Below are 23,886 nucleotides of genomic sequence, written 5' to 3' on the forward strand. Positions count from 1 at the left end.
TGAGTATAACAGGTATGGTAAAACAGATAAGCCTAGATGCATGGCAGGTTCAACACCTTGAGGAATTGTTGAAAAAGGCATCGGGCATAGTCTCCAAGACCGGCTCGCCAATCGTGCTTTACAGGCAGGTATTAGAAGAAGAGGACAGCTCATATGAGGAGATCGTATGCACTCTGGCAGAAAGATATGTCATAGAACAGCTTGTGATATCAGGCGGCATTGTTCCACCTACGTTCAGGCAACAGATTATCTACACGTTCGACGAGTTTCCCCCTAGATTGCTACGAAAAAGCAAGGATCTGTTTTTGCAGACAATAGAACTTCTTGAAGAACAGATGAGCTAACAGAATATAAAGACCTGTAAAAAAATTTGTCCATGCGACTTTTAGAATACCAAGCAAAAGAGCTCTTTGGTCAGTTCGGCATAAAGACTCCAAGAGGCATGGCATCAAAGAACATCGAAGAGGCAAGAAAGCATGCTCAAGAGCTTGGATTTCCGTTTGTAATCAAGGCTCAGGTTCCCGTAGGCGGGCGCGGCAAGGCAGGAGGCATCCAAAAGTGCCACAATACGGACGAATTTGAGCTAAAATATCCGCAAATTCTCGGGATGTCAATAAAAGGTGAGAAAACCCGTGCAATACTACTTGAAAAGATGGCGGAGTATGAAAAAGAGATTTACCTCTCGCTGTTTTTGAATCGAAGTAAACGCTGCTACACCGTTATAGCATCAGGCGAGGGTGGTGTAGAAATAGAGTCTGTCAAAAACCAGGTAATTCGAGAGGTCGGTCTAGGAGACGTAAGTCCGGCACTTGCAGAGGAGATTGCAAAGCAGATAGGATTGGAAGGGAGAGCGATTTCAGATTTTGTGGACATGTTGCAAAAGCTATCAAAGCTTACTATCGAAAAGGAAGCCGAGCTTGCAGAGATAAATCCGGTTGCACTTCTCAAAGATGGTTCACTTTTAGCACTTGATGGCAAGGTGATAACGGATGATAATTCTAATTTCAGACATCCTGAAATGGGCAAGTATCAAGAAAAAACAGAGCTTGAAGAACGTGCTGAAAAGAGCGGATTTACACTTGTGGAACTAGATGGCAACATTGCAGTCGTTGGAAATGGCGCTGGCCTCGTCATGTCAACATTAGATATGCTGGCAGATAACGGTGGAAAACCAGCATGTTTCCTTGATGTTGGAGGAGGAGCAACAACAGAATCAGTTTATGAGGCACTCACGCTAATCAGCAAAATGAAAAAAGTGAAAGCAATTCTTGTGAATTTGTATGGTGGCATTGTAAAGACTACCACTGTTGCATCTGCATTTATCAAAGCGTATGATGACAAGCTGATTGATCTTCCAGTTTATGCAAGACTCATGGGCTCAGAATCGGAAAAGTCAAAAGAAATGTTAAAGAACACGAAAACACGCATGTTTGATTCCGTAGAAGATGCAATAAACGGCGTAGTAATGGAGGTAAGCAAGCGTGGCTAACATTTATGAAATTCTACGTGGCAACAAAGATTCAAACGGTAATTATCAGAGAATGCCCGTGATTGTGCAGGGAATAACAGGCACTTTTGGTTCGCTTCATGCAAGAGCCATGCTAGATTATGGTACAAACATCGCAGCAGGAGTTACACCGGGTAAAGGCGGACAAAAGTTTGATGATAGAGTACCAATTTACAACACCGTCAAAGAGGCAGTCGATGCAACCGGTGCCAAAATTTCAATAGTATTTGTTCCAGCCAAGTTCTTTTTGGGCGCTGCAAAAGAAGCTCTTGATGCAGGAATAAAGCTGCTGGTAGCAATCCCAGAACACGTTCCAATCAGAGATACAATGCAAGTGCTAGAGATCGCAAAACAAAAAGATGCAATAATGATAGGCCCCAACACGCCAGGCGTGATGATTCCAGGACTTATAAAGATCGGAATCATGCCGGCAAGCCCGTTCAAACCAGGCAATATTGCAGTACTCTCAAAGAGTGGCACTTTGCTCTACGAGATATCAAACACATTGACAAAAGCCGGCTTTGGACAATCAATAACAATTGGTATTGGAGGAGACCCAGTAAATGGGACTCGTCTCATAGACGCCTTTGATATGGTCAAAGATGACGCAGGTCTTGAAGGCATGGTAATAGTAGGAGAGATAGGCGGAGACTCTGAAGAGATTTTGGCTCAGCATATAATTGACACCAATTTCAAAAAACCGATTGTTGCATACATTGCAGGCCGCCGTGCACCAAAGGAAAAAAGAATGGGTCATGCAGGCGCAATTGTAATGGGAACGTATGGTTCAGCAGAATCAAAGATTGCCATGTTTAACAAGGCCAACATACCAGTGGCTAAAAGGCCTAACGAAGTTGCCATTTTGCTTGCAGGCAAGCTGGAAAAATCCAAAGACTAAAAAGTACATCATTGAGGTCTAAATTAAGATGCCAATAACTGATCCAGAAAAGAAGAGAATCGCACAAGCAGCACGACTTCATATGAAGATCTGCCTAAACTGCGGGGTCAGAAATTCACTGGCAGCATCAAGATGCAGAAAATGCCATGGAAGCTTTCTGAGGCTGAAGAACAGAACACTTGGCGCCAAAAAGTAGCTTCGGGCAAGTATTCTTTTTAGCTAATCTCTGTGTCTGCGCGCCCTTACAAATGATAGTGCAAGTGCTATTCCAAGGATGCCCATCACGACAGAAAGCGATAATACTGTAGGAATCTCGATTTTTTCTGCAACAATCATCTTAACACCTATGAACAGAAGTATTGCTATCAGGCCAGGTTTTAGATAGTAGAATTTTTCCATTATGCCCGCTAAAAGAAAATACAGGCTTCTTAATCCCAAGATGGCAAATATGTTAGATGTAATTACAATGAATGAGTCAGTAGTTATGGCCAGGATCGCAGGTATTGAATCCAAGGCAAACAACAAGTCGGTAAACTCTATTATTACAAGGGCGACTATAAGAGGAGTTGCATATCTTACGCCATCTTTTACTATGAAGAATTTGGGAGACTTTACCTCATAGTCTACAGGCATTATCTTTTTGAGTGCGCGAATGGCAAGATTCTTTTCAACCTCAATCTTCTTTTCCTTTCTTTGCATCAGCATCCTGATTGCGGTGGCGATAAGAAACGCCCCGAATAGATAGATCATCCAATGGAATGTTTCAAGAAGGGCAACGCCGGCAAGGATTAGAGGTATCCTCATTGCAATTGCTCCAAGAATACCCATTGAGAGTACACGGTGCTGGAATTTATGGGGGATATTCAGCGATGTGAAGATCAGCAAAAATACAAACATGTTATCAACACTCAATGATTTCTCTAGTGCGTAGCCAGTGACAAACTCCACTAGTTTTTCTTCTCCCATGTCAAAGTAAATTATTCCAGCAAACACTCCTGCTAGTGAAATCCACACTATAGTCCAAGTTAGCGCAGTTTTGAATGGTGGGGTGTCATGTTCCGGTTTATTTTTGCGTAGTTTGGAAAATACGCCAAGATCTATTGCCAAAGAGATGCCAACAAATAGGGAGAACAGTATCCACAGCAAGCCGATATCGTTCATGTATCAAATCAGTCAGATAGGAGACACATAATATACATTGGTTACAGATCGAGTGGTTAAGTTGGGGATCAGGGGCGGGTTTTTTACATATTTGCCAGTTTTTGAATTATGATAGAATGCCATCCCGTAGAATAACCTTCAAATCCTTGAGAATGTGCGTGGGCAAGGCATGCATCATAGCCCATATATTCCGAAAAAAGATAGTTCTTGTTTTCCGCATAGAGGCTTGTTTTCTTGTCAAACTGGATCTTATCTTTGAGCATCTTGCCATCAGAGTCCGCCAGAATTAATCCATCATCATCAGTAATACAAATTCTGGTTTTCTTTTTTTCTTCGTCATCTATAGGCGTTTGTTGTATGATGGTTTGTGCAAGAGACTCCCATTTGAAAATCACGCCCAAAACCCCAATTATACCACCTTTTGTATTGCCGCCTTCCCTCACAGCACATGAATAGACAAGTGCAAGGTTGTTACTTACCAGAGGAGAATGGTGAACTGATTCGAAACCGAATTCGTTGCCACTTTTTGTCTTCATAGCACTTGTAAACCATTTAGAGTCAGCAACGGAAAGATTTGTTGATGAGTATTTTTCTGGACTGCCATTTGCCACTATTTTTCCATCAGTATCGGCTAGAACGAGATCATAGTACACCGTATACGCCTGCAGGATCACACCAAGGCGTTTTGATGCACAATCATATGATTCGGCATTCTTTTTTGTAAGGGCATCAACTACACTGCCATCAGTGGCCCACCATCTGACATCAGCAGTTCTTTCATAGAGATTCCTATCAATCAAATCTATGTTAACAAGCGCCAGATCAGAAAGTCTGTTTCCTCTGTAGTCTTTTGCCTGTACTTTTATCATTGCCCCCACATTTAGGATTTCTTTTGTATCATTTCGCATCTTTTCAGTGATTTTGGTGGTCTCTTCTGAGAGCTCACTCATATTAGTTGCAACTATTCCAAATGGTCGCCCGTATGTTCCAGCTCTGGCAGCTTCTATAGACGCATTTACTGAGAGAACGTGTGTTTTGTGATTTATGTTGTCTACCTTGTCTATTGCATTGTTGAGTTTTTCAGCAATCAAGTCGGTGAATTGGACTACCTCTTCAAGCGTGAATTTTTTTCCTTGCTGTAGTTCGGATTGTTGCACGAGTATACTTGGACAAACCCAATAGAATATTTTGTATTGTTATTTTAAACAAACACTGTGTTTTATAAGCAAATTTTGTAGAAATTTCACAAGACTGCAAGTAACAAAAGCATAATTGCAACACTTGCTGCAGACTGTGGTAAGTTTGTTTTTGTTATTTGCGTCTAAAAAACTTCTATGTCCTACATATTATGCAAAGACTGTTTTCCTGCTCAATTAGATGATATTTTCCAGTTCCAAACAAATCATCAAATGCTGCCCTGAAAAACATGTTACCTACAAGCCCTAATTTGTGGTTTATTTCTATGTAGGCCCTTCCAGCTCTGAAATAATATTGCAGAACAGAAGAGCCGATACCTGATGCAATTATTGAGACCATTTTAAATGATTTATCTGTAAGTGATGCATCCTGTAATAACAGATTAGCTGCGCGTGTTGCTGCATCAGATGCCTTGTTTTCTACAATGTGTTTTAGTTGAGTAGGCGAATGAGATGAGGCGATCGTTTCAATTGTAAGATGGTCTGGCAACAGGCTGATTTTTTTGAACTCAGAATTGGTGTGAAGAGATTCCAAACATGCACGATTCATAAAACCCTCGTATTAGGACGTGTTTGTAGAAAACACACATACAACAAATATGCAAAATTATAGTGCCTTCATCGATTTTGTGAAAAGCATGGAGGTTTTAAAGTGAGATTCGAATTCATCCCCGTCCTTCTTGCCATCATCCATTCTCTTATGTCCACGGCGAAATGAGTCAGTGGAATCATGCTGGCACATAATATTATTCCGATTGGTGAGAATATAAAATTTAGATTTAAGAGAGGCGTGGAAGTGTAATGGTGAATGTAGTGGGGTTGTTTTTTACAGTGATTGTCCCATTGTGTTGTTCTACAATGTTTTTGCAGCTTGAAAGCCCAAGGCCGGTTCCAGTCTGTTTTGTTGTAAACAAGGGTTCAAATATTTTTGGAAGAATATCTTCGGGAATTCCAGGACCGGAATCAGATATTTCTATGCTGACATGCTTTGTGTAGCCTTTGATTTTTATGCTTATTGTGCCTATTCCGCCCATTGCCTGAACGCTGTTTAGGACTATATTAGAGACCACAGTACGTATTTTTTGCTCGTCACAGTTGATCTTCTCATCGTTGTTTGGTAGGTTTATCGTTACATTTTTCTGTATTTGCAAGTCTTCAATCGAACGCAATATTATGTCTTTTAATGAAACGACCTCCCTTTGTATCGGGGTGTTTCTAACATAGTTCAGGACATCGTCTATTTGGTGGGACATTCTCTGTATGGAGTTTTCCATCCTCATAACATGCTCTTGAATTTTAGGATCTTTTTGCCCATATTGCATTTTCATTATTTCGCATACATTTTTGATGACAGAAAGCGGGTTTCTAAGATCGTGAGCAATTCGTGCGGCAAGCTCACCTATAGCAGTAAGTTTTTCTGTCTTTAATTTTTCTTGCGCCAAAGTCAGCTGTAACTCGGTTTCAAGCGCAGCCCTAAATGATCGTACCATTGACTCCATTCTCTTTGCAAGATCTCCTATCTCATCTGTTCTGTTCTTTGGGAATTCCACATCATAATTCCCACCAGATATCTTCTCAACTGTCTGTTTTAGTTGATTTATTGGTGTGGCAAGGGATTTGAATATATAATAACTCAACAATATCGCAATTAACAATACTATCGGAATTCCCACATAGAGTAACGATTTTGCCTCAGCAAGAACTAGCCCCACATCACGTATGGAATTTTCCAAATTAGCTGTTGACATATCATACGCGTTATCATATTCAAAGCCCTTGATTTTTGCATATCTTTCAAGCGTGTTTTTGTACATGTCCTTGTGTTGCCAGTATTCTTGACTTTCCAGTAATGTGACAGCCTGCTCAGGTTTTCCTTCCATTCTAAGCTGGATTGCTTTATGTTCAAGATCCACCAGAGCAGAATTCGCATCGCCTATATTTGTAAAAATTAATCTCTCTTGCTCATCTCCTATTGATATGGCCTCCTTGATTATCCTATTCAGCTCTGGTTCAGTATCAAAATAAAGATTCGACCACTTCTCGTTGCCTGTAAAGGCATAGTTTCTTGCAGCCTGTGTCAACACCTCATCATAATATTTCATGTGAATGGCCAGATTGTTAAGGTGAGACGCAGTTTTGACGTCATGTAGATTTATGAAAATGTCGTTTTCGATTTTTGTGAGGCTTTGTTCAACTTTGAGATATCCTATTACTCCATTAGGGATGGTTATTGCAATTATTATAAGAAAGCCAAGTAACAGTTTATGTCTTATCAGCACGCTAACGGTTCCTCGATATCGTTTTAAAAACACTTGATAAATGAAATTGGACACATAAAGACAAATAATGTTATGATAACCTAGGAAGATAATAAAAGCGAATCATCATACTTTCATAGTTGTTTGGCTCGAACAAGCATGAGCCTATAATTACAAAAACTAAAGGGTGTGATAATGAAGAATATACTGACACGCTCACTGAATGTGAAGCTCATCTGTCTGTTTCTTACTGTGGCAATGATTCCAATGGTAGTAATCTCGGTAATCAGCTTCAGTAATTCTCAGGAATCGCTAGAGCAGAGAGCATCAGACCAGCTAAAAACACTCACAAATGACAGAGCAAAGTCTCTTGAACAGCTTAACGTATTTAGAATACAACAGCTAGTTCAAGCAGCCCAGACGCCGGAAATAATAGATGCGGCCCTAGGATCAGAGGATCCGACTGCATTGGATAACGTATTGAATCGCATCAGAGAATCCACGGGAGGAGAAAGCGGATACCATAACTTCAGAATAGTCTCAATTGACGGGGATGTGCTGTATGCTCAGGATCGTTCAATGATAGGCCAGAGCTACTTTTCTAACAAGTTCTTCCAAATGGGCCTTGAGCGACCATACCGAGAATATACACAAGATAGTCAAAAAAGAGTGGCAGTGACAACAGTTCCAATCTTTGATCAGCAAAACAAAAAGATTGGGGTTCTAATTGCGCAAACCGGTGTTCCAGCACTTGACCAAGTATTGTTAGATAGAGAAGGATTGGGCGAGACTGGTGAGACATACATAGTCAACTTTGACAAAGTGATGATAAGTCCATCCAGGTTCAGCGAGGGTCTGGAATTTGTCCAAAGAGTAGACACACTTCCTGTAAAAGAATGCGTTGAGAGAGGCAAGGACATCTCGGCTTTGATCTATCCAGATTACAGAGGAGTTCCGATATTTGGCACGTCAAAATGTGAACCAGAATTAGGATTTGTTGTAATAGCTGAATTTGATGTGGCCGAGATTGTAGCTCCAGTTGTAGCATTGCAAAACATGTATGTTATTACAGGAAGTATTATTGCAGCAGTAGTTGGAACATTTGCATTCTTTATGTCCAAATCAATTTCAAGACCAATCAGAGATGCAGCAGATGTTGCAAAGAAGATAAGTGAAGGCAACCTAACAGCTACAATACCAGAGTCAAAGGCAAAAGATGAGATAGGAATTCTTGTCAATTCCGAAAGACAGATGGTAGAGAATCTCAAAAAGGTTCTAGGTGAGGTGCAGATTGCATCGCAGTCAGTCTCATCAAGCGCACAACAATTTTCAGCCTCAGGAACAGAATTGAACTCGGCAATACAGCAGATTGCAACTACTGTGGACCAAGTATCAAGAGGCTCTCAGACTCAGGCGCAGCGTATAGAGAAATCCAAGCACGTAGTAGAGGAGCTGGCCAAATCCATGAACGATCTGTCAACTAACGCAAAAGAATCAGTTGAAATTTCAAATCAGGTAGGATTGCTCTCAGAAAAAGGTACCGAGTCAGCAAAGGAAGCAGGTGAGCGAATGAACAAAATAATTCGCGTAACCAACGAATCTGCACAAAAAGTAAAGGCACTTGCAGAAAAGACCAATGAAATAACTGCAGTGCTAGAGGTAATCAAACAGATCGCAGATCAGACCAACCTATTGGCGCTTAATGCTGCAATCGAGGCTGCAAGAGCGGGTGAAGCAGGACGAGGATTTGCTGTTGTGGCAGATGAAGTTCGACGTTTAGCTGAGAGCTCTGCAAGATCATCTGATGAGATAGATTCCAAACTAAAGCAAATACAAGAACATGCTCAACAAGTAGTAGGAGAAATTGAGACTAGTGCAAACGAAGTAAATCAGGGAAAGATGGTAATTGACTCTTCGTTAAAAACACTGCACGACATAGCTGCGAACATCAGGAATGTTTCAGATACAGTAAGGAATCTTTCAGAATCCACATATCAGCAGATGATAAAAGTCAAGACTGTTTCAGAGGACGTAGTAGAAATTGCCGCAGTTTCTGAAGAAAATGCAGCGGCAACAGAAGAAGCATCTGCTGCAGTTGAAGAACAAACATCACAGACGCATGAGATTTCCAACGCAGCAAACCAGTTGGCAGATCTTGCAATGCAGTTACAATCGACAGTAGCAAAATTCAAGCTGGAATTAAATGAGAATTCAGAAGAGCGAAAGCAGGCACCGAATCAACAGTCAATACTGGCAAAGATAAGATTGACTAAAAACTAATCCCCTTTTTTTAATTTCGATACTCATCACCACAGTCTCCTATTAGATCAAACAAATTATTTGACAGTGCTGAAAATTCATCTATTTGTGCCTGGTCATCAGGATTAAGCTGAAAATCAAATGTTTTTGCATTATCAGTAATATGTTCTGAAATGCCAAGTCTTGCTCCTATTATCACACCAGATACATGAGGCTTATCAAGAATGTACCTTGTTGCAACGTTTGCTATGCTTACACCGTGTTTTTTCGCTATTATAGACAACGTTCTTAACAACTGTTGGAATAAGTCCCAGCCTCCCCAAACATCAATAATGTGTTTGTATTTTTGAAGGGACGCCGTGTTCAGATCAGACCATGATGGCTCTGGCCTTCCAAGATATTTTTCTGAGAAAAATCCTCCTGCCAATGTACCATAGGCTAAAAGACCGACCTTGTTTTTCTTACAAAACTGTTCCATTTGGACCGCAGGTCTTTGGTCAAGTATTGAATACTGGACTTGATTTGAGACAAATCTGAGTCCTGCATCAGATATCTCCTGCATTCTTTGGGTATCAAAATTGGTCAGCCCCAAATGGCGTAAAAGTCCAGCATGCTTTAGATCGTCAAGATGTCTTAGAGCGTCAAGATAGCTAGAATTCTGATAATCCCACCAATGAAACTGGATCAGATCCAGTATGGAAACATGCATTCTTTGCAGAGATCGTCTAACTGCGTTCTCAACAAGACGTTTTGTCATTGTAACTGGATGGGGGACAAATTTTGTCAGTCCAGTTAATTTTGTAGTCTCGACATCGTTTCTTGATGCTAGCACATCATTGAATCTACCAAAAAGCATTTCAGCAGGACCATAGATATCAGCCATGTCCCAGCTTGTAAAGCCGCAATCATGGTATTTGATCATCTCGTTTAACGCAGTCATCATGTTTATACTGCCATGAGAGCCGGAGACTTGCCACATTCCATTTAATATCCTACAAATTTGCAGATTATCAGCTAGTTTATGCATTTCAATTGTTGTAGCCATACGCATACATACATGTTGAAAAACAAAAACGTAGTGATTTGCTAGATTGACATTAGTTTCTTGTGGGAGTTTTGATGTTCAATCAATTTGTGCGATATTATAACCGCATAAAACATATTGTGTAGAAAATAATTTCGTCCACCATATTATTGAATGTTGTAAGTTTGTTAGCCTCTGAATCCATAACCTACAAGAACCGAATAGCATCCAAGGCCACAGTCCTCGCATATAGGTTTCATCGAATCTTTTTCTGCACTACCAATGCAGCATGGGCGCTTTTCTCTTCCCATGTGATCCACGGACAGTATTGCCCAAGTTGGGCAGTCAATGGGTGTTGTTCCGTGCCCTCCCCAATTTTTCTTCATTAACTCGAGCTGCTTTGTCGGATTTATAATGTAATCCGGATATTTGTTCTTCATAGATATTATACTGTCTATGACTTGCGTACGTTCTGGACCAAACGGCATCCATAGTGGATCACCTTTGGCAAAAGGAGTGTGGAATTGGAATCCTATTTTGTTAGAATACTGACGCCATTCTTTTATTACGTCACTTACAGTATGATAGTTTAGTGAGTTAATGGTCATTGTAATCCAGATGTCCTTGTATGCTTTACTGCCGTTTTTTTGTACATAGTCCATTACGTTTTTCCTTGTTGCAGAATATGCACCGTGTCCGCGTATTTTATCGTGTATTTCTTGTGTCCCGTCAATTGATATCCAATAAAAGTAGATGTCATTGTATTTTTTTAGCGGTTTTGTTCCATTTGTTACAAGGCACACCCGCTTTGGAAATTCCTTTATGAATAGTTCTACGACGTCGGGTCGCAATGTTGGCTCGCCGCCAACTAACGTTATGATAAACACGTGTTGTCTTTTGAATTTGTTATCGATCACCTCTTTCCATTCCTCTAAAGTCATCTCTTCGTTTTCCTTTCTGTTTAGCCACCAATAGCAATGTGTGCAATGGAGGTTGCAGACATTGATTATATCAGCAGAGCCATAAAGTGGGCTTTTTTTGCCAAATAGTCTATACGCCAAAAATTTGGAAAATATATGAAAATAGCAAGGAGATTCTTGAAGAATTTGCTTAAGGCCGCGACCCATTATTTCCATGGTAACTTAACTACATAGTGACAAAAAAACCATACGCATGTCATATTGCTACTCCACCACACTAAGATCAACAAGCATTCAATAATAAGACAGGATTGGTGATTTTTTTAGAACTAATGGTTATTATGTGGCCCAGAGGGGTGAAGGCCAATGGACAATCCAGATAGAAAAATGTACCCATGTACTTGCTCAGACTGTGGCAAACAAGCAGAGGTACCTTTTGAACCAAAGGAAGGAAGGCCAGTTTACTGTCGCGAATGTTTGCCAAAACACAGAACACAAAGAAGATTTTAGGGTTTTAAAGACTAGAAGTAATTTTTGTGTCTAAATTTTTTCTGCATTCTATTCTAATGACTTGAATTTTTTTAACGAATTGGCAAAGTCGCTCATAGGCACTATTTTTACAGTACTTATTGCAGATATTCCTACTTCGATGCAGAATTTTTCTATGTCGTGTGCATCTTTTGCATCCATCATTATCACCCATTGATGTTCAAGTACTGACATGTAAAATCCGATTATCTTTGCGATTCTGAATTTTCTCTGAGCGCTTTTAAGCTTGCCGCCCATCTCTATGAATATTCTCTTGCTATTTTTGTTATTCAGAGGACAGGATTCAGGATTGTGGGTAGCAAATACACCAAATAACATAGTATGTAAAGAATGTGTTGTTTTAATTAAATTTATTTTTAGGGCTACGATCAGTGTGCCCAACCCCTCTCCATGAGTTTAAGCTTTGTTGCAGGTTTTACACATGCTGGATTGCCATTGGATGCCTTAATTACAAGTTCAAAGCCGTCGCTGCATTCTACAGCCATTCCTTCTCGCATCTGTTTTAGTGGAGGTAGTGTTGGCATCATAGGCAGTATTTTCAGGATTTTATCATCATTTGGTGCAGGGGAGCCACGACCGTCCTTGTTACTGGTAAGCAAATAGATGAAGCCATCATTACCAACGTGGACATCGCGAAGCCTGCCAAAAGTTCCTGAAAATAAAGACTGTTCTGAAAGAATTTTACCGTGCATTGCGTCAATTTCAAAGGCGTGCAGATGCACACTTCGTAGGTTTGCCACAAGGAACTTTCCTTTCAGAGCAGGTATCTTGTCATCATCATAAAAGGCTGCCCCTGATGGAGCCCATGCTACATTTCCAGTATGAAATAACGGGTTTACATATCTAGAGTCATGCTCATTGCCAATGACTTCCGGCCAGCCGTAATTTTTACCGGGATGAATTATGTTGATCTCATCGTGTGCAAACCCACGCTCTCCGGATGGGCCGTGCTCAGTTGCAACCAACATGCCCGTCTTAGGATCCCAATCAAGGCCTTGCGGATTTCTGTGCCCATATGAATATACCGGTGAATTTTCAAACGGGTTGTCATCTGGTATGGTGCCATCAGGATTTATTCTCAGTATTTTCCCAGCAAGTGAGTTTGGATCTTGGGCAAGTGATGCGATAGCAGCATCTCCCGTAGTTATGTAAAGCTTGCCATCAGGACCAAACTTTATTCTTCCTCCGTCATGAATGGGAGCCCCGGGAATTTTGTCAATTAGTATAAACTCGTCAGCAACTTTGTTATTTGACTCTGTAAATCTTGAAACCCGATTATACGTTGATAAAAATTCGGAATACGTATAGTACAGATACAAGTGATGATTTTGTTCAAAATTTGGATCTAAGGTTAGTCCTAGCAGGCCGCCCTCAGCTCTTCCTACATTTAGCTTCAAAGCTGGATCGCTTTGTAAGGAGCCATTCTCGATTACGCGCAATGTTCCAGTTCTTTCAGTCACAAATATTCTTCCATCAGGAGAAAACGCAATTGCCCAAGGAATTGTCAGATTATCTGTAATGGTTTCCACTCTTAGGCCATGTTGTGGAAATTCCTGTGCTAGGACATTCTGAGTGTATGTCAGAAGAGTCAATAGTAGTGCGGAGAGTACTATGTATTTAGCGAACAATCTAGCTGAATAGTTTACTGCAATTATTTTAATCCTTTACGTCTCTTATGAAACAAGTAGTAAAACTACGCTCTGTCGCACAAATCCACATAATTCCATACCTTCCAGTAGGTTATCGTACCAGTCTATGCCATCACAAACATGTTGTACAATGATATTTTGAGCATCAGCTCCTGTATCATGTTGCGTTTCTTCTCGGATCTGACCTACTCACCAAACATTCTTTTCATACTGGAGAACACAGATTCTACAATCCATCTAGAACCATAGCTTACGCTAGATGCCCATTTGGAATAATCTGCCAGCTGTTCCATTACAGCAATCTTTCGCAGGTAGCATCCTTTTGATTTTGGCACGGAATTTCTCCTCACCTTGATTGCAGGGATGATGTTTCTCCCATCCAGATAGGAGAATGACTCCCTGGAATCAAAGGCACCATCACACAATGTCTTGATTATTGTTCCGTGTTTGGCAGACTCTTGTACCAGATATTTGAGGTGTTTTGAGTCATGTGAATGCTCATCTGTTACCTTTACTGCCAGGATTTGTTTTGTCTCTATATCGACGCCTACATGTATTTTCAAAAATCCCTTCCTTTTCTTTTGCCATTTTTGTGTCAGCCACTCACCCCGATTTGTTAGCTTGATGCCTGTAGAATCGATTGCCAAAACGATGTTGTGTTTTGATTTGATTGGTTTTTGTTTGATGTCAAGCCTGTTGACTCGGATGACGGTAAAATCCGGAATTGCAGACACATCATGCATTCAGGATGATATGATTTTAGGATAGGCTCTAAGTCACAACAGTTTTGCCCAGCCTCGCTCAATTAATTTTGATTTTGTTTCAGGTATAACACAAATGGGATTTTCATTGCTTGTCTTCATTAGTAGTTCTAATCCATCTTTACAACTAACTTGTTGTAACGGTGTTCCAGCCTTGAATTGCATAAGAGGAGACAGTACTGATGTTTTTACTGGATTTTCATCAACTGGATGCATTGATTTAGCCATAGTAATGAGTTCTTCAAGTGGTACGTTTCCCCGTAGCTCAACCATGGTATTTGGTGTAAAAAGAAATAGCTCAGCTGGATATTCATACCTGATTCCTTCTGTAGTCATTCTCTCCTCTAGTTCAATCGCTATTCCCTTCAAGCCATTTATCATGATCTCTTTTCCCTCATTTTGTGCAACATAAGCTTGCATCCAGCTAGTCAAATTAAAGTTTGGAGAGTTTGCTTCAGAATATATCAGTATTGAATCAGAGTGTAAAAAATTACTTGATTCTGTAGTGTTTGTGATTTTAGCTGGTGCAAAAATCAACCCAAGAAAAGGAGGGGGCGTGCTTTGCCCTTGAAACGAGTATCCTTTTGGAAGGTATCTTGGGGCAACAAAATCCTTTGGCATTATTTTGTCCAGTTCTTGTAGAAGTTCAGAAGGATTTGTTGGGAAATCATTTGAAAGATTTGGAACTGCAGGAATTGGCAAGCTATCCCTCAATGAGTAGTCAATCAACGGATCTAATTCAGTGATTTTGTCTTTGTCACCAATTACAAGATAGAAGTATTTCCCACTCATACCAAAGATCTTGCTTTGTGCTACAAATTCTACTGTTCCCCACGGTGTATCGGTGTTGTTTCTGATTTTAAGATGTAGCAAGACTTGTTTTTCAGAGTTTGATGGAACACGAATTGTTTGTGGCTCAAACGAATATTCTTCAATAAAAGATTGTGTGTTTTCAGGAAAAGGAATATTGAAATTAATTTCATGCTCAGTTGAATCGGTATTATTAATTCTGATTGGGATCGTTGCTTCCTCGCCCGGCTTGAGGATTAATATCTGGTGAAATGGTCCCTGCCTATCAAAATCCTGTGGTGATAATAAAATATCAAATAATGTAAATTTAACATTTGGATCTGCGTACGCAGCTGACAATAAACACACAAAGAAGAGTCCAGAAATAATCATTAGAACTGATTTCATTTGCTACTCGTTATTTATTTCAGATTCTTAAAGTGTGTTATGGAATCTTCTATGTTATTTGTAGAAAATAAAACATTAAAACAAAAATAAAAAAAGGGATCATAATGACTCTGCAATTTTTACTAGTTCTTCGGAAGGTAACATCGCTTTTAGCGATATCATCAAGCCATCCTTGAACAGTACTAATCGTGCAGGTTCATCTATTGTTTCATCAAATCGCTTGATTTGTTTTGCATCGCTTATTACACCATTGAAGCCATTGACGGTTATTTGCCTACCAGTATTGTCTTCAATCCAGAGATTAGTCCATTCTTTCTCATTGAAAGTATCTCCAAGAGGCTCCATGTAGATAGTGATTCCTTTTTGTTTAAAGGTGAATTCACCTATTGTTGTTTCTGGAGTGATAGGTTGAGAAGAAGCCATGATTATGGTTGATTTTATATCTTCGGCAACACTAGCTCTCTGGATTTTGTAACCAGTAGGTAGGTATGTTGGAAAGCTTACTTTTTGTGATGTTTTTGTGGCTGCTTCCTCTTGCGTACTTACTGGTATTTTTGGAGCTATGCTCAAAAATGGCACATCGGATGGAACTAGTCCATTCTCTTTTTGTGATTGTTCTTGAGGTAGTTCAAGTCCATAAGCTACGAAAAACACAATTAGTGTTGTCGCAGCAAGACCTGATGAGATTATTCCTATAGTTTTTTTATTCATCTTCTCACTCCTCAACAACTCACCGGCGTTCCTTGACCGTGTTTGCTGTGCCAGAATTGTTCTGCAGCGCCGCCACAAAATGTCACAAAGTACGTTCCGTCGTTTGGTCGAAGTGTTTTTCCATTGAATCCGTCTGCTGAATTCCAAAAAGCCCATGTGTTGGGGGCTCTTGCGAATTGCAAGCCTGTATAGTCATTTGTTTCAAAGGTAAGTCCATTTCCGTCAGGAGTTTCATATCCTACTTGTAGCAGATATGCCGATGAAGAGCTACTGGCTTTGTTGCAAGAATGGCCGGTGTTGAGAGAAAGAACCCAAGTCTTGTCAAGATTCAGATCCTCTGATTTCAACACATAGTATGTGTTATCAGATGGAGTTGGACCGAATGGGATTCGAACCCATGACCCTTGCGGGATTGTACATCCTTACGCAGTGTGAGTGCGTCATCCTAACCAACTAGACAATCGGTCCATATAATCAGAAAATCAGGCGTTATTTAGGCGTTAGAAATCATATACAGGAGTAGGCAAAACAGATTCTAGATGTACAGGCAGGGTAAATGGGATCTAAGGCAGCTGGTAAAGGATCACAAGAGTCCAGAATTTGCAAGGCAGATAGCAAATCTTCAAGAAATGGTAAAACGCTTTGAGGACCAAAAAGATAATCTCAAACCAAGCATTCCATCATCAGAATTTCTCAAAATACTAAAAAGCATAGAACTAATATCAGAAAACGCCAGTATTATAGGAGGGTATGCATCGCTCCTTTATTCTGCAGATACCCAATCAGATGAAGCAACCTCACTTGTAACAAGAGTGGCAAAGCTTGGCTCTGAAATCGAAAATAAGATGCTTTTTTTCGATCTATGGTGGAAGCGCAAAATAGATGAAAAAAACGCACAGCGGCTCATCAATAATGCAGGCACACTTGGCGAATACCTCAGACACAAACGGCGGTTAGCAAAATACACATTATCTGAGCCAGAAGAGAGAATAATCAACACGCTGGATGTTACAGGCCCTACCGCGCTTGTCAAGATTTATGACAAGATAACAAATGCTTTTGAGTACAACATTACGCTAAATGGCAAAAAGAAAACCATGACGCGTGAGCAACTCACAGTACTTGTCAGAGATACAAATCCAAAAATACGTGAGATGGCTTACAAGACACTTCTTACAAAATACCAACAAAACAAAGGTGTTCTTGGCGAGATCTATCAGAATCTTGTACTCAACTGGAAAGACGAAGGGGTTGAAATTCGAGGATATTCTTCACCAATATCGATTAGAAACATAGGAAATGATGTTGATAACAAGACGGTCGAAAGTCTTCTTGAAGTATGTAAAGAAAATGCGCATGTATTCTATGATTTTTTCTCATACAAGGCAAAATCACTTGGAATGAAAAAACTCAGAAGATATGACTTGTACGCCCCAAATCTGAAAAAAATTAAAGAGCGAAACTATACCTATGAAAAGGCCACAAAACTCGTTCTTGAATCACTTGCCAAATTTAGTCCCATATTATCAGATTATGCAAAACGAGTATTCGCAGAAAATCACATAGATGCAGAAATAAGAAAAGGGAAAAGAGACGGCGCATTTTGCAGTACGGTATCTCCAAACATTACACCATATGTCCTTGTAAACTATACCGGCAAGTCCAGGGATGTCTTTACCCTTGCTCATGAGCTCGGGCACGCAGTGCACAGTGTAGCGGCATCAAAACAGTCAATCCTAGTATCAGAGGCACCGTTGCCGCTTGCCGAAACAGCATCGACGTTCTCAGAGCTTTTGCTATACGATAACATATCAAACCAGATGAGTAATGATGAAAGGCGCCTCATACTCTCAGAAAAAATCGATGACCTTTACGCAACCGTAATGCGTCAGGCATTCTTCACACTATTCGAAATAGATGCGCATGATCAAATTGCAAAAGGCACCACGGTTGATGAGTTATCAAAAAAATACTCTGAAAATCTCAAGTCCCAATTCTCAAATTCAGTAGAATTAAGCGAGGATTTTGCCATAGAGTGGAGTTGCATACCTCATTTTTTTCATACGCCGTTTTACTGTTATGCCTATTCTTTTGGCAATCTGTTATCACTTTCACTGTATCAAAGATACAAGAAAGAGGGCATCTCTTTTGAGAAACCATATATCGAGATTTTGGCAGCAGGCGGCTCTCAAAAGCCAGAAATCCTTCTTGACCAGTACGGAATAAACATCAGGGATAAGAGATTCTGGCAGGACGGATTTGATTACATAAGATCCCAGGTAAAAGAGTTAACTTTACTAAACTAAATGGGGCTGGCAGCCTTACGCACTGGCTGCCAGCGTGTTCCCCTTCGGTTTGAATTCGATGTCTGTGTTTCCAAATCATCATTTGGATTTAAACCTTGAGTACAACGCAAGATTAATAGTAAAAACCAGGTGCTTGTGAAATGTGTTTAAAATTTTTATCGTACTTTTTGTAATCAGCAGTTTTTTTGGTGCAGAAGCGCTTGCGCAAGAGCCGCGTCTTGCAACGTTTCATGAGGTTGCCACCATCTTTGTAGACCAAAGACTATCAAATAATGTGACTGCCTCTGTCTCATTACAAACTACCAGCATACAGGAATTCCAAATCCCCGCTGAGCTTGACGCCAAGATAAGAAACAACACAGACATTGTAGCAGTTATAATCACAAACGAGGATCAGTGTGTTCTAGGAGTACAAGAGCAGATATGTATCCTCATAAACACAAAACGCATACAAGGCGAGGGAGGAATCAGAGCAACGCAAGAGCGCGCAAAGGAGATCGGAAACTCGCTAATAACGGAAATTAACAAAGCGTTTTCTCTTGAGACAAAATTCCACTCTGTGTTTATCCATTATGGGGACGTTACCAATCAAGCGCTTGAAACGACCGGAGATGTTTCAGGGACGGGTACGGTATCAGCCGTGTATACAGCCCCCATGCAGAGTACGGATTTTATGTTCAATCGAATCTCAGCATCACTGATTCCAAAACAAATACGCGGCTTTGGCGGTTTTTATGATGTTGCCACAGAGCTCTCAAAAAGCGACAATTCTAGAATGACGTTCAGTATTTTACCAAAAGGCGATATTTCAGTTATGCAGTTAAAGGTTGCAGAAAAATATCCACATGTGGCAAGAGGATTAAAGCAAGTTGACCCACTACAGTATCTCAGAGTAGACCAGATTAAGAGGTCAGGGTACTATTCAGTTGGGTTCTTTCCATTAAATTCACTTGTGCAAGTAGTTATTTTGCCGCAAGATGACGGAATTGACATACACGCACGTAGCATAATAAAATCAACAGTCAAAAATAACCAAACCATACCAGCAGACCTTTCAAGCGCGGGCTGGTTTGTCAACACAGATTCTGAGAAAAGAATAGAAGCAATCTATCTATTTGGAACCACTACATCTGCAGGAAGAGAAGATCTTTTGATCACATTTGATGAACCAAAGATGCAAATTCCAACTAAGCTTGGAATAGAGGAGACTTACATCATAATTGGAATAGGCGTTGCAGCTGCTGTAGCTGTATTATTTTATCTTAGAGGAATGAGAAACAAGCATTAGAGGACCAGCACTGCTGCTGCAAAAACAGTAGTCCATCTTCCCTTTGTGTCACCCACCGCTGTCTGGGTTATGTTCATCGACTTGTATATCTGACCAGAAATTTTCCATTGCTGTCTTTTTTCATCCCAGCTTTTGTTAAGGTCAAATTTTATTCCCAGTGATGATGCAAGCATTTGGGCTGCTATGTCTTCGGCGTAATCACCTGCCTGCTTTTCGTTTTGGCCAAATGCTTCGTATTCAGAAAGGTACCCATAGCGTTTTGGATCAGACGGCTGGGCAATACCTACAGATGCAGATATGAGTCGGTGCGGCTCGTTTGTCTGGTTTCTAGAATAAATCGTAAATAATACCTGCCCTGGTTTGATGAGTTTTAATCCTTCTGAGCGCGGTACGAGCTTTGCGCCAGGTGGGAAAATACTAGATATTAGGACGATATTGGTTCCTGCAATTCCAGCATCCCTTAATGCGTATTCAAAGCTTGTAAGTCGGTCTTCGTGAACACCCTTACCTTTTGTAAGGAACAGTTTTTTTGCAACTAGGTCTAGCAAATTGTTTTTTGAGAATTATCATTATTATTTATACTTCGTGTTCACAGGTTACGAGATTTCCGCAAGCGATTTGGCAATCTCTTGCCCGTGTTTTTCAACGTCAATATTTGTGAATATTTTACGTATTACTCCATTCTTGTCTATGATAAATGTAGTACGCCTAGCAAGGCCAGCAATGTTAAGTCCTGCGTATTGTTTGCATACTTCTTTTGAAGTATCCGAAAGATGCAGATATGGGATCCGGTATTCTTGGATGAATTTTTTCTGATCATCTACTGTGTCTACTGAAATAGCAAATAGAACCGAATCAGCATTTAGGATTTCAGGGTAGGCCTTAATTACGCTCTGGGCCATCTTGAATACTTTTTTTGAAGGGCACATAAACAAATGGTTCTTCGGATAAAAACAGAGTACTACATTTTTTGTACCCTTAAATGATGACAGCCGTACTGTTGAATCATCACTTGCCGGTAGTTCAAAATCAGGAGCTATATCACCTACATTCATACGCATCATACACACATCTTATTATTTAAGGAGAGGTGATGCATCGTATGGAATCATCTCTTCCGCTGACGTTTGAGAATATCTTCAAATCAGAAGGATTTATGATCGGATACTATATTTTCACAGTTGCAACATCATTAATATTAATCAAAGAGACAAAACGCAGAATTCTAGATCTCAGGAAGGGAATACGCTCCATCATATATGCACCTGCAGCCTTTGGTATAATGGTAGCTTATCTACTACTAGTATATCCACATGCTGAGAACCTTCCAATCCTTAACTGGAGTTGGCTTGGATACAACATTGCCTTTGGCCCATTTGCCATGAATGGTCTTTGGGGCGTGGTTCCATTCATACCGCTTTTGATCTATATGTTCATCCACATAAACCACGCAGAAGAGTTTTACTTTAGAAAGTCAAAGAAGAGAGTTTTGATCTGGGCTGCAGCTCATATTGCAATGGGAATCAAGATCCATATGGCAATCATGTTAATTCCAATAGGATTTGTCTTCAAATACATCTATGACAGGAATGGTCTTGAAAATGCATACGCTATGCATTTTGCTACCAACATAATGGTGGTAGCGGCTTTACTTTTTACCCTTATCTGAAGGGGGTTCTTGCATTAGTAGTTTGTAGCCGCAAAACGCTCCAAGACATAAATTGATTACACCAAAGACGACGATGAAAAAGATTGATGGTTTTATGACGAACAAGCCAGCTACAATGCCCCAGATCCCAGTCCCAAAGAACAAGATCATCAGCACTTTGAGTTTCTTTGGCGGGATGTACCTCATTTACCGGACTTGAGTTGCCAGCCTATTAAACATTAATCGGTCATAAGAGTGTCAAATTTTTGATAACATTTTAAACGGTTTGTTTTTCTTACAAAATCGTGCCAATATAGCTCAGCCTGGCAGAGCATCTGACTTGTAATCAGAGGGTCGAGGGTCCAAATCCCTCTATTGGCTTTTGATTTCTATTAGTTTATTAGTAGAGCTGAAGCGTTACCAGTATTAGGCTATAATGACGGAAAACAAGCAATGAGCTTTTCTCTGTCATTGCTTAGGAAATAAATTGACAACATTTGAACAATTAGGAATAAAAAAATCCATCATAGATGGACTAAAGGAAATAGGATTTGAAGCACCATTCCCTATTCAAGAAGCAACCATACCGGTTCTGCTTTCAGGAAGGGATGTAATCGGACAGGCCCACACAGGAACTGGTAAGACAGCAGCTTATTCTATTTCAATGTTGCAAAACATAGAACCGAACAAGACCATACAGGGTCTAATCATAGCGCCAACCAGGGAGCTTGCAGTACAAATTACAACAGAAATTAAAAAATTCGCAAAATACACAGGAGTAAAAACAGTAGCAATATACGGAGGACAAGGAATGGGAATTCAGCTTCAGGCATTACGGCACGGAGTAGAGATAGTCGTTGCAACGCCAGGCAGATTAATTGATCATCTCAAGCAGGGTTCAATCCAACTTAATGAAGTAAAGTACGTTGTGCTCGATGAGGCAGATACAATGCTGGATATGGGATTTATTGACGATATCAGATTTATCTTGGAGTTAACTCCAGTGACCAAAGTTATGTCATTGTTTTCTGCCACTATGCCTCCAGAGATACTAAGGCTGGCAGAGGATTATCTTAACAATCCAAAACAATTCCTACTGGATGCAGATGACCTGAGTGGAGAAGGAATAGAGCAAGCATATCTAGTGATTAAAGATAGAGAAAAGATGCAGTATCTTATTCAGTTAATACAAGAGAATAAAAAAAGACAAACAGTAGTGTTTTGCTCAACAAAAAATAGGACCAGAGAAGTAGCACGCTCGCTCAGACAAAGCGGGTTTAACGCGGTCGCAATTGAAGGAGATATGTCACAGCACAGAAGAGAATCATCAATGTCACAGTTCAGAAGAGGTCAGGCAGACATACTGGTAGCAACAGACGTGGCTGCAAGAGGAATAGATGTTCCACAAGTAGCACTAGTAGTAAATTACGATGTCCCAAATCAAGAAATGGTATACTTTCACAGAATTGGAAGAACTGCAAGAGCTGGCGCAAAAGGTCGTGCAGTAACACTGGTATCATATTCATCGATTGGCGATTTTAATTTGATAAAGCAGCAGATCAAGGTAGACATGATAGACCTTAACGAAAAACTCGGAATACCAGTCAATATACCAGACCCACTAAAACGTGAAGTGGGACAAAGACGAACTTTTGGCAGAGGTGGTGGATTTGGAAGACGTGAAGAAAGAGGAGGTTTTGGAAGACGTGAAGGCGGAAGAGGCGGATTTGGAAGACGTGAAGAAAGAGGAGGTTTTGGAAGACGTGAAGGCGGAAGAGGCGGATTTGGAAGACGTGAAGAAAGAAATAACACTTACCGCAGAACCGAAGAAAGAGATTTCAGTAGAAGGGATAATTCAAGAGAATCAAGCTCTGAGAGCAGGCGAACTATGCACCACGTATCAAGAAAGCCATCCCAAAGGAGACGCTGGTAAGCCAGAACGCATTTTCGGTAAATATAGAATAAATCTTTTTAACAGTTCAATATAACTAAGATTAATGGAAATCGGTTTTGTTTTATTAAATTGTGATCTTGGAGCAGAAGAATATTTGCTAGACGAGATAAAGCAGATTCCCGAAGTGAAAAACTGCTATCTTACTTTTGGTGCCTATGACATCATAATAGAAATTCATGCAAAATCAGCTGAGGAGTTTGACAAGACGGTTTCAAACAAGATAAGGCGGCTCTCACGAGTCATGAGCACTATGACACTTAAGGTGTTGGCCTCAGCATAGATATAGCCCTATTTTACAGGTAAAAAAATTGGAGAAAATAGAGTATACCGGCACAGTCTGGGCAATAAACCACAACAATCCAGAGCCGCTGGTCCAACACTGTTTGAAAAAACTGCAAGATTACGGAATTAAGAAAGAAGACATCAAGATTACAGACGCCCCCGATAACGTTCAGGTAGGAGAGATTGTAGTAGAGATATGGCCTTACCATCTTGACATTGCAAGGGTCAGAACCATAAGAAACGAATCGTTCATTTCGGGCCTAGTAATGCAGATCGAGTTAAAGGCAGACGAACAAGGAAATTACATAGACTAATTCC

General features: G+C 40.3%; 27 protein-coding genes and 2 tRNA genes. 13 read left to right on the forward strand and 16 right to left on the reverse strand.

What is annotated here, in order from left to right; translation table 11 throughout:
• The first annotated feature begins 14 nt into the window (after positions 1–14).
• From NITUZ_RS05425 to NITUZ_RS05440, 4 genes are read left to right on the forward strand one after another with little or no spacing between them, the layout of a single operon-like run.
• Positions 15–344 carry a hypothetical protein gene (locus tag NITUZ_RS05425; protein WP_048196234.1) on the forward strand — a complete coding sequence of 110 codons (330 nt, stop codon included), beginning with the start codon at positions 15–17 and terminating at the stop codon, positions 342–344.
• A 32-nt stretch (positions 345–376) separates the two neighbouring features.
• Positions 377–1,489, forward strand: coding sequence for a succinate--CoA ligase subunit beta (locus NITUZ_RS05430; protein ID WP_048196236.1), 1,113 nt, complete (start codon positions 377–379; stop codon positions 1,487–1,489).
• A 52-nt stretch (positions 1,490–1,541) separates the two neighbouring features.
• Entirely contained in the window at positions 1,542–2,405 is an 864-nt protein-coding gene (gene sucD, locus NITUZ_RS05435; protein ID WP_420887315.1) for a succinate--CoA ligase subunit alpha, read from the forward strand.
• Between the two features lie 28 nt (positions 2,406–2,433).
• Entirely contained in the window at positions 2,434–2,601 is a 168-nt protein-coding gene (locus tag NITUZ_RS05440) for a 50S ribosomal protein L40e (protein ID WP_048196240.1), read from the forward strand.
• A gap of 23 nt (positions 2,602–2,624) precedes the next feature.
• On the opposite strand, the gene NITUZ_RS05445 is transcribed toward NITUZ_RS05440, so the two are convergent.
• The 4 genes from NITUZ_RS05445 to NITUZ_RS09685 form a co-directional block, all read right to left on the reverse strand.
• Positions 2,625–3,566, reverse strand: coding sequence for a TerC family protein (locus NITUZ_RS05445; protein ID WP_048196242.1), 942 nt, complete (start codon positions 3,564–3,566; stop codon positions 2,625–2,627).
• Positions 3,567–3,649: 83 nt separating this feature from the next.
• Positions 3,650–4,723, reverse strand: coding sequence for a methyl-accepting chemotaxis protein (locus NITUZ_RS05450; protein ID WP_052370103.1), 1,074 nt, complete (start codon positions 4,721–4,723; stop codon positions 3,650–3,652).
• Positions 4,724–4,898: 175 nt separating this feature from the next.
• The gene (locus NITUZ_RS05455; RefSeq protein WP_048196246.1) at positions 4,899–5,297 is read right to left on the reverse strand and encodes a hypothetical protein; all 399 of its coding nucleotides are present in this window, start codon (positions 5,295–5,297) and stop codon (positions 4,899–4,901) included.
• 244 nt (positions 5,298–5,541) lie between these two features.
• Positions 5,542–7,041: a sensor histidine kinase gene (locus NITUZ_RS09685; protein ID WP_052370104.1), complete on the reverse strand. Its 1,500-nt coding sequence runs from the start codon at positions 7,039–7,041 to the stop codon at positions 5,542–5,544.
• Positions 7,042–7,215: 174 nt separating this feature from the next.
• On the opposite strand from NITUZ_RS09685, the gene NITUZ_RS05465 reads away from it, so the two are divergent.
• Positions 7,216–9,300, forward strand: a complete 2,085-nt coding sequence (locus tag NITUZ_RS05465) for a methyl-accepting chemotaxis protein (protein WP_048196248.1) — start codon at positions 7,216–7,218, stop codon at positions 9,298–9,300.
• Positions 9,301–9,310: 10 nt separating this feature from the next.
• Here NITUZ_RS05465 and NITUZ_RS05470 read toward each other — a convergent pair whose 3' ends face one another.
• Both NITUZ_RS05470 and NITUZ_RS05475 read right to left on the reverse strand, forming a co-directional pair.
• Positions 9,311–10,324, reverse strand: coding sequence for an aldo/keto reductase (locus tag NITUZ_RS05470; RefSeq protein WP_420887311.1), 1,014 nt, complete (start codon positions 10,322–10,324; stop codon positions 9,311–9,313).
• Positions 10,325–10,491: 167 nt separating this feature from the next.
• The gene (locus tag NITUZ_RS05475) at positions 10,492–11,439 is read right to left on the reverse strand and encodes a radical SAM protein (protein WP_048196252.1); all 948 of its coding nucleotides are present in this window, start codon (positions 11,437–11,439) and stop codon (positions 10,492–10,494) included.
• Between the two features lie 171 nt (positions 11,440–11,610).
• Here NITUZ_RS05475 and NITUZ_RS05480 point away from each other — a divergent pair, with 171 nt between their 5' ends.
• Positions 11,611–11,733 (forward strand): CxxC-x17-CxxC domain-containing protein, encoded by a 123-nt coding sequence (locus tag NITUZ_RS05480; protein WP_420887316.1) that lies wholly within the window; start codon positions 11,611–11,613, stop codon positions 11,731–11,733.
• A 48-nt stretch (positions 11,734–11,781) separates the two neighbouring features.
• On the opposite strand, the gene NITUZ_RS05485 is transcribed toward NITUZ_RS05480, so the two are convergent.
• The 7 genes from NITUZ_RS05485 to NITUZ_RS05515 form a co-directional block, all read right to left on the reverse strand.
• Complete coding sequence (locus NITUZ_RS05485; RefSeq protein ID WP_048196257.1) at positions 11,782–12,090, reverse strand: hypothetical protein; 309 nt, start codon at positions 12,088–12,090, stop codon at positions 11,782–11,784.
• A gap of 50 nt (positions 12,091–12,140) precedes the next feature.
• A complete protein-coding gene (locus tag NITUZ_RS05490; protein WP_155991395.1) occupies positions 12,141–13,400 on the reverse strand; it encodes a PQQ-dependent sugar dehydrogenase in 1,260 nt (419 codons plus the stop codon).
• A 206-nt stretch (positions 13,401–13,606) separates the two neighbouring features.
• On the reverse strand, positions 13,607–14,155 hold the full coding sequence (locus tag NITUZ_RS05495; protein ID WP_177309462.1) for an IS5 family transposase: 549 nt from the start codon (positions 14,153–14,155) through the stop codon (positions 13,607–13,609).
• A gap of 42 nt (positions 14,156–14,197) precedes the next feature.
• Positions 14,198–15,379, reverse strand: a complete 1,182-nt coding sequence (locus NITUZ_RS05500) for a hypothetical protein (RefSeq protein ID WP_155991398.1) — start codon at positions 15,377–15,379, stop codon at positions 14,198–14,200.
• A gap of 99 nt (positions 15,380–15,478) precedes the next feature.
• Positions 15,479–16,090: a DUF4367 domain-containing protein gene (locus NITUZ_RS05505; protein ID WP_177309463.1), complete on the reverse strand. Its 612-nt coding sequence runs from the start codon at positions 16,088–16,090 to the stop codon at positions 15,479–15,481.
• Between the two features lie 11 nt (positions 16,091–16,101).
• Complete coding sequence (locus tag NITUZ_RS10150) at positions 16,102–16,437, reverse strand: hypothetical protein (protein WP_048196269.1); 336 nt, start codon at positions 16,435–16,437, stop codon at positions 16,102–16,104.
• A 27-nt stretch (positions 16,438–16,464) separates the two neighbouring features.
• Positions 16,465–16,558 (reverse strand) — tRNA-Val (locus tag NITUZ_RS05515).
• A 71-nt stretch (positions 16,559–16,629) separates the two neighbouring features.
• Here NITUZ_RS05515 and NITUZ_RS05520 point away from each other — a divergent pair.
• Both NITUZ_RS05520 and NITUZ_RS05525 read left to right on the forward strand, forming a co-directional pair.
• A complete protein-coding gene (locus NITUZ_RS05520; protein WP_048196272.1) occupies positions 16,630–18,396 on the forward strand; it encodes a M3 family oligoendopeptidase in 1,767 nt (588 codons plus the stop codon).
• 142 nt (positions 18,397–18,538) lie between these two features.
• Positions 18,539–19,684, forward strand: coding sequence for a hypothetical protein (locus NITUZ_RS05525; RefSeq protein WP_048196273.1), 1,146 nt, complete (start codon positions 18,539–18,541; stop codon positions 19,682–19,684).
• On the opposite strand, the gene NITUZ_RS05530 is transcribed toward NITUZ_RS05525, so the two are convergent.
• Together NITUZ_RS05530 and NITUZ_RS05535 are read right to left on the reverse strand one after the other, a co-directional pair.
• The gene (locus NITUZ_RS05530; RefSeq protein WP_048196275.1) at positions 19,681–20,232 is read right to left on the reverse strand and encodes a pyruvoyl-dependent arginine decarboxylase; all 552 of its coding nucleotides are present in this window, start codon (positions 20,230–20,232) and stop codon (positions 19,681–19,683) included. The genes NITUZ_RS05525 and NITUZ_RS05530 overlap by 4 nt on opposite strands.
• A 48-nt stretch (positions 20,233–20,280) precedes the next feature.
• The gene (locus NITUZ_RS05535; protein WP_244443825.1) at positions 20,281–20,739 is read right to left on the reverse strand and encodes a peroxiredoxin; all 459 of its coding nucleotides are present in this window, start codon (positions 20,737–20,739) and stop codon (positions 20,281–20,283) included.
• 47 nt (positions 20,740–20,786) lie between these two features.
• Here NITUZ_RS05535 and NITUZ_RS05540 point away from each other — a divergent pair, with 47 nt between their 5' ends.
• The gene (locus tag NITUZ_RS05540) at positions 20,787–21,353 is read left to right on the forward strand and encodes a hypothetical protein (RefSeq protein WP_048196280.1); all 567 of its coding nucleotides are present in this window, start codon (positions 20,787–20,789) and stop codon (positions 21,351–21,353) included.
• Here the strand turns inward: NITUZ_RS05540 and NITUZ_RS05545 are convergent.
• Positions 21,333–21,539 carry a hypothetical protein gene (locus NITUZ_RS05545; protein ID WP_048196283.1) on the reverse strand — a complete coding sequence of 69 codons (207 nt, stop codon included), beginning with the start codon at positions 21,537–21,539 and terminating at the stop codon, positions 21,333–21,335. The two genes, NITUZ_RS05540 and NITUZ_RS05545, sit on opposite strands and share 21 nt — an antisense overlap.
• A 100-nt stretch (positions 21,540–21,639) precedes the next feature.
• Here NITUZ_RS05545 and NITUZ_RS05550 point away from each other — a divergent pair.
• From NITUZ_RS05550 to NITUZ_RS05565, 4 genes are all read left to right on the forward strand, one after another.
• Positions 21,640–21,713 (forward strand) — tRNA-Thr (locus NITUZ_RS05550).
• Positions 21,714–21,819: 106 nt separating this feature from the next.
• Positions 21,820–23,265: a DEAD/DEAH box helicase gene (locus NITUZ_RS05555; protein WP_081844884.1), complete on the forward strand. Its 1,446-nt coding sequence runs from the start codon at positions 21,820–21,822 to the stop codon at positions 23,263–23,265.
• A 64-nt stretch (positions 23,266–23,329) separates the two neighbouring features.
• The gene (locus NITUZ_RS05560) at positions 23,330–23,566 is read left to right on the forward strand and encodes an Lrp/AsnC family transcriptional regulator (RefSeq protein WP_048196285.1); all 237 of its coding nucleotides are present in this window, start codon (positions 23,330–23,332) and stop codon (positions 23,564–23,566) included.
• Between the two features lie 28 nt (positions 23,567–23,594).
• Positions 23,595–23,882, forward strand: a complete 288-nt coding sequence (locus NITUZ_RS05565) for a hypothetical protein (protein ID WP_048196288.1) — start codon at positions 23,595–23,597, stop codon at positions 23,880–23,882.
• Positions 23,883–23,886 lie beyond the last annotated feature (4 nt).

Source organism: Candidatus Nitrosotenuis uzonensis (assembly GCF_000723185.1).
Lineage (GTDB): Archaea > Thermoproteota > Nitrososphaeria > Nitrososphaerales > Nitrosopumilaceae > Nitrosotenuis > Nitrosotenuis uzonensis.

Bases quoted from the DNA above. Each gene is read 5' to 3' on its own strand.
- NITUZ_RS05425 (WP_048196234.1), top strand. From the start codon at position 15: ATGGTAAAACAGATAAGCCTAGATGCATGGCAGGTTCAACACCTTGAG.
- NITUZ_RS05430 (WP_048196236.1), top strand. From the start codon at position 377: ATGCGACTTTTAGAATACCAAGCAAAAGAGCTCTTTGGTCAGTTCGGC.
- sucD (WP_420887315.1), top strand. From the start codon at position 1,542: ATGCCCGTGATTGTGCAGGGAATAACAGGCACTTTTGGTTCGCTTCAT.
- NITUZ_RS05440 (WP_048196240.1), top strand. From the start codon at position 2,434: ATGCCAATAACTGATCCAGAAAAGAAGAGAATCGCACAAGCAGCACGA.
- NITUZ_RS05445 (WP_048196242.1), bottom strand. From the start codon at position 3,566: ATGAACGATATCGGCTTGCTGTGGATACTGTTCTCCCTATTTGTTGGC.
- NITUZ_RS05465 (WP_048196248.1), top strand. From the start codon at position 7,216: ATGAAGAATATACTGACACGCTCACTGAATGTGAAGCTCATCTGTCTG.
- NITUZ_RS05470 (WP_420887311.1), bottom strand. From the start codon at position 10,324: ATGGCTACAACAATTGAAATGCATAAACTAGCTGATAATCTGCAAATT.
- NITUZ_RS05475 (WP_048196252.1), bottom strand. From the start codon at position 11,439: ATGGAAATAATGGGTCGCGGCCTTAAGCAAATTCTTCAAGAATCTCCT.
- NITUZ_RS05480 (WP_420887316.1), top strand. From the start codon at position 11,611: ATGTACCCATGTACTTGCTCAGACTGTGGCAAACAAGCAGAGGTACCT.
- NITUZ_RS05485 (WP_048196257.1), bottom strand. From the start codon at position 12,090: ATGTTATTTGGTGTATTTGCTACCCACAATCCTGAATCCTGTCCTCTG.
- NITUZ_RS05500 (WP_155991398.1), bottom strand. From the start codon at position 15,379: ATGAAATCAGTTCTAATGATTATTTCTGGACTCTTCTTTGTGTGTTTA.
- NITUZ_RS05505 (WP_177309463.1), bottom strand. From the start codon at position 16,090: ATGAATAAAAAAACTATAGGAATAATCTCATCAGGTCTTGCTGCGACA.
- NITUZ_RS05520 (WP_048196272.1), top strand. From the start codon at position 16,630: ATGTACAGGCAGGGTAAATGGGATCTAAGGCAGCTGGTAAAGGATCAC.
- NITUZ_RS05535 (WP_244443825.1), bottom strand. From the start codon at position 20,739: ATGAATGTAGGTGATATAGCTCCTGATTTTGAACTACCGGCAAGTGAT.
- NITUZ_RS05540 (WP_048196280.1), top strand. From the start codon at position 20,787: ATGGAATCATCTCTTCCGCTGACGTTTGAGAATATCTTCAAATCAGAA.
- NITUZ_RS05545 (WP_048196283.1), bottom strand. From the start codon at position 21,539: ATGAGGTACATCCCGCCAAAGAAACTCAAAGTGCTGATGATCTTGTTC.
- NITUZ_RS05560 (WP_048196285.1), top strand. From the start codon at position 23,330: ATGGAAATCGGTTTTGTTTTATTAAATTGTGATCTTGGAGCAGAAGAA.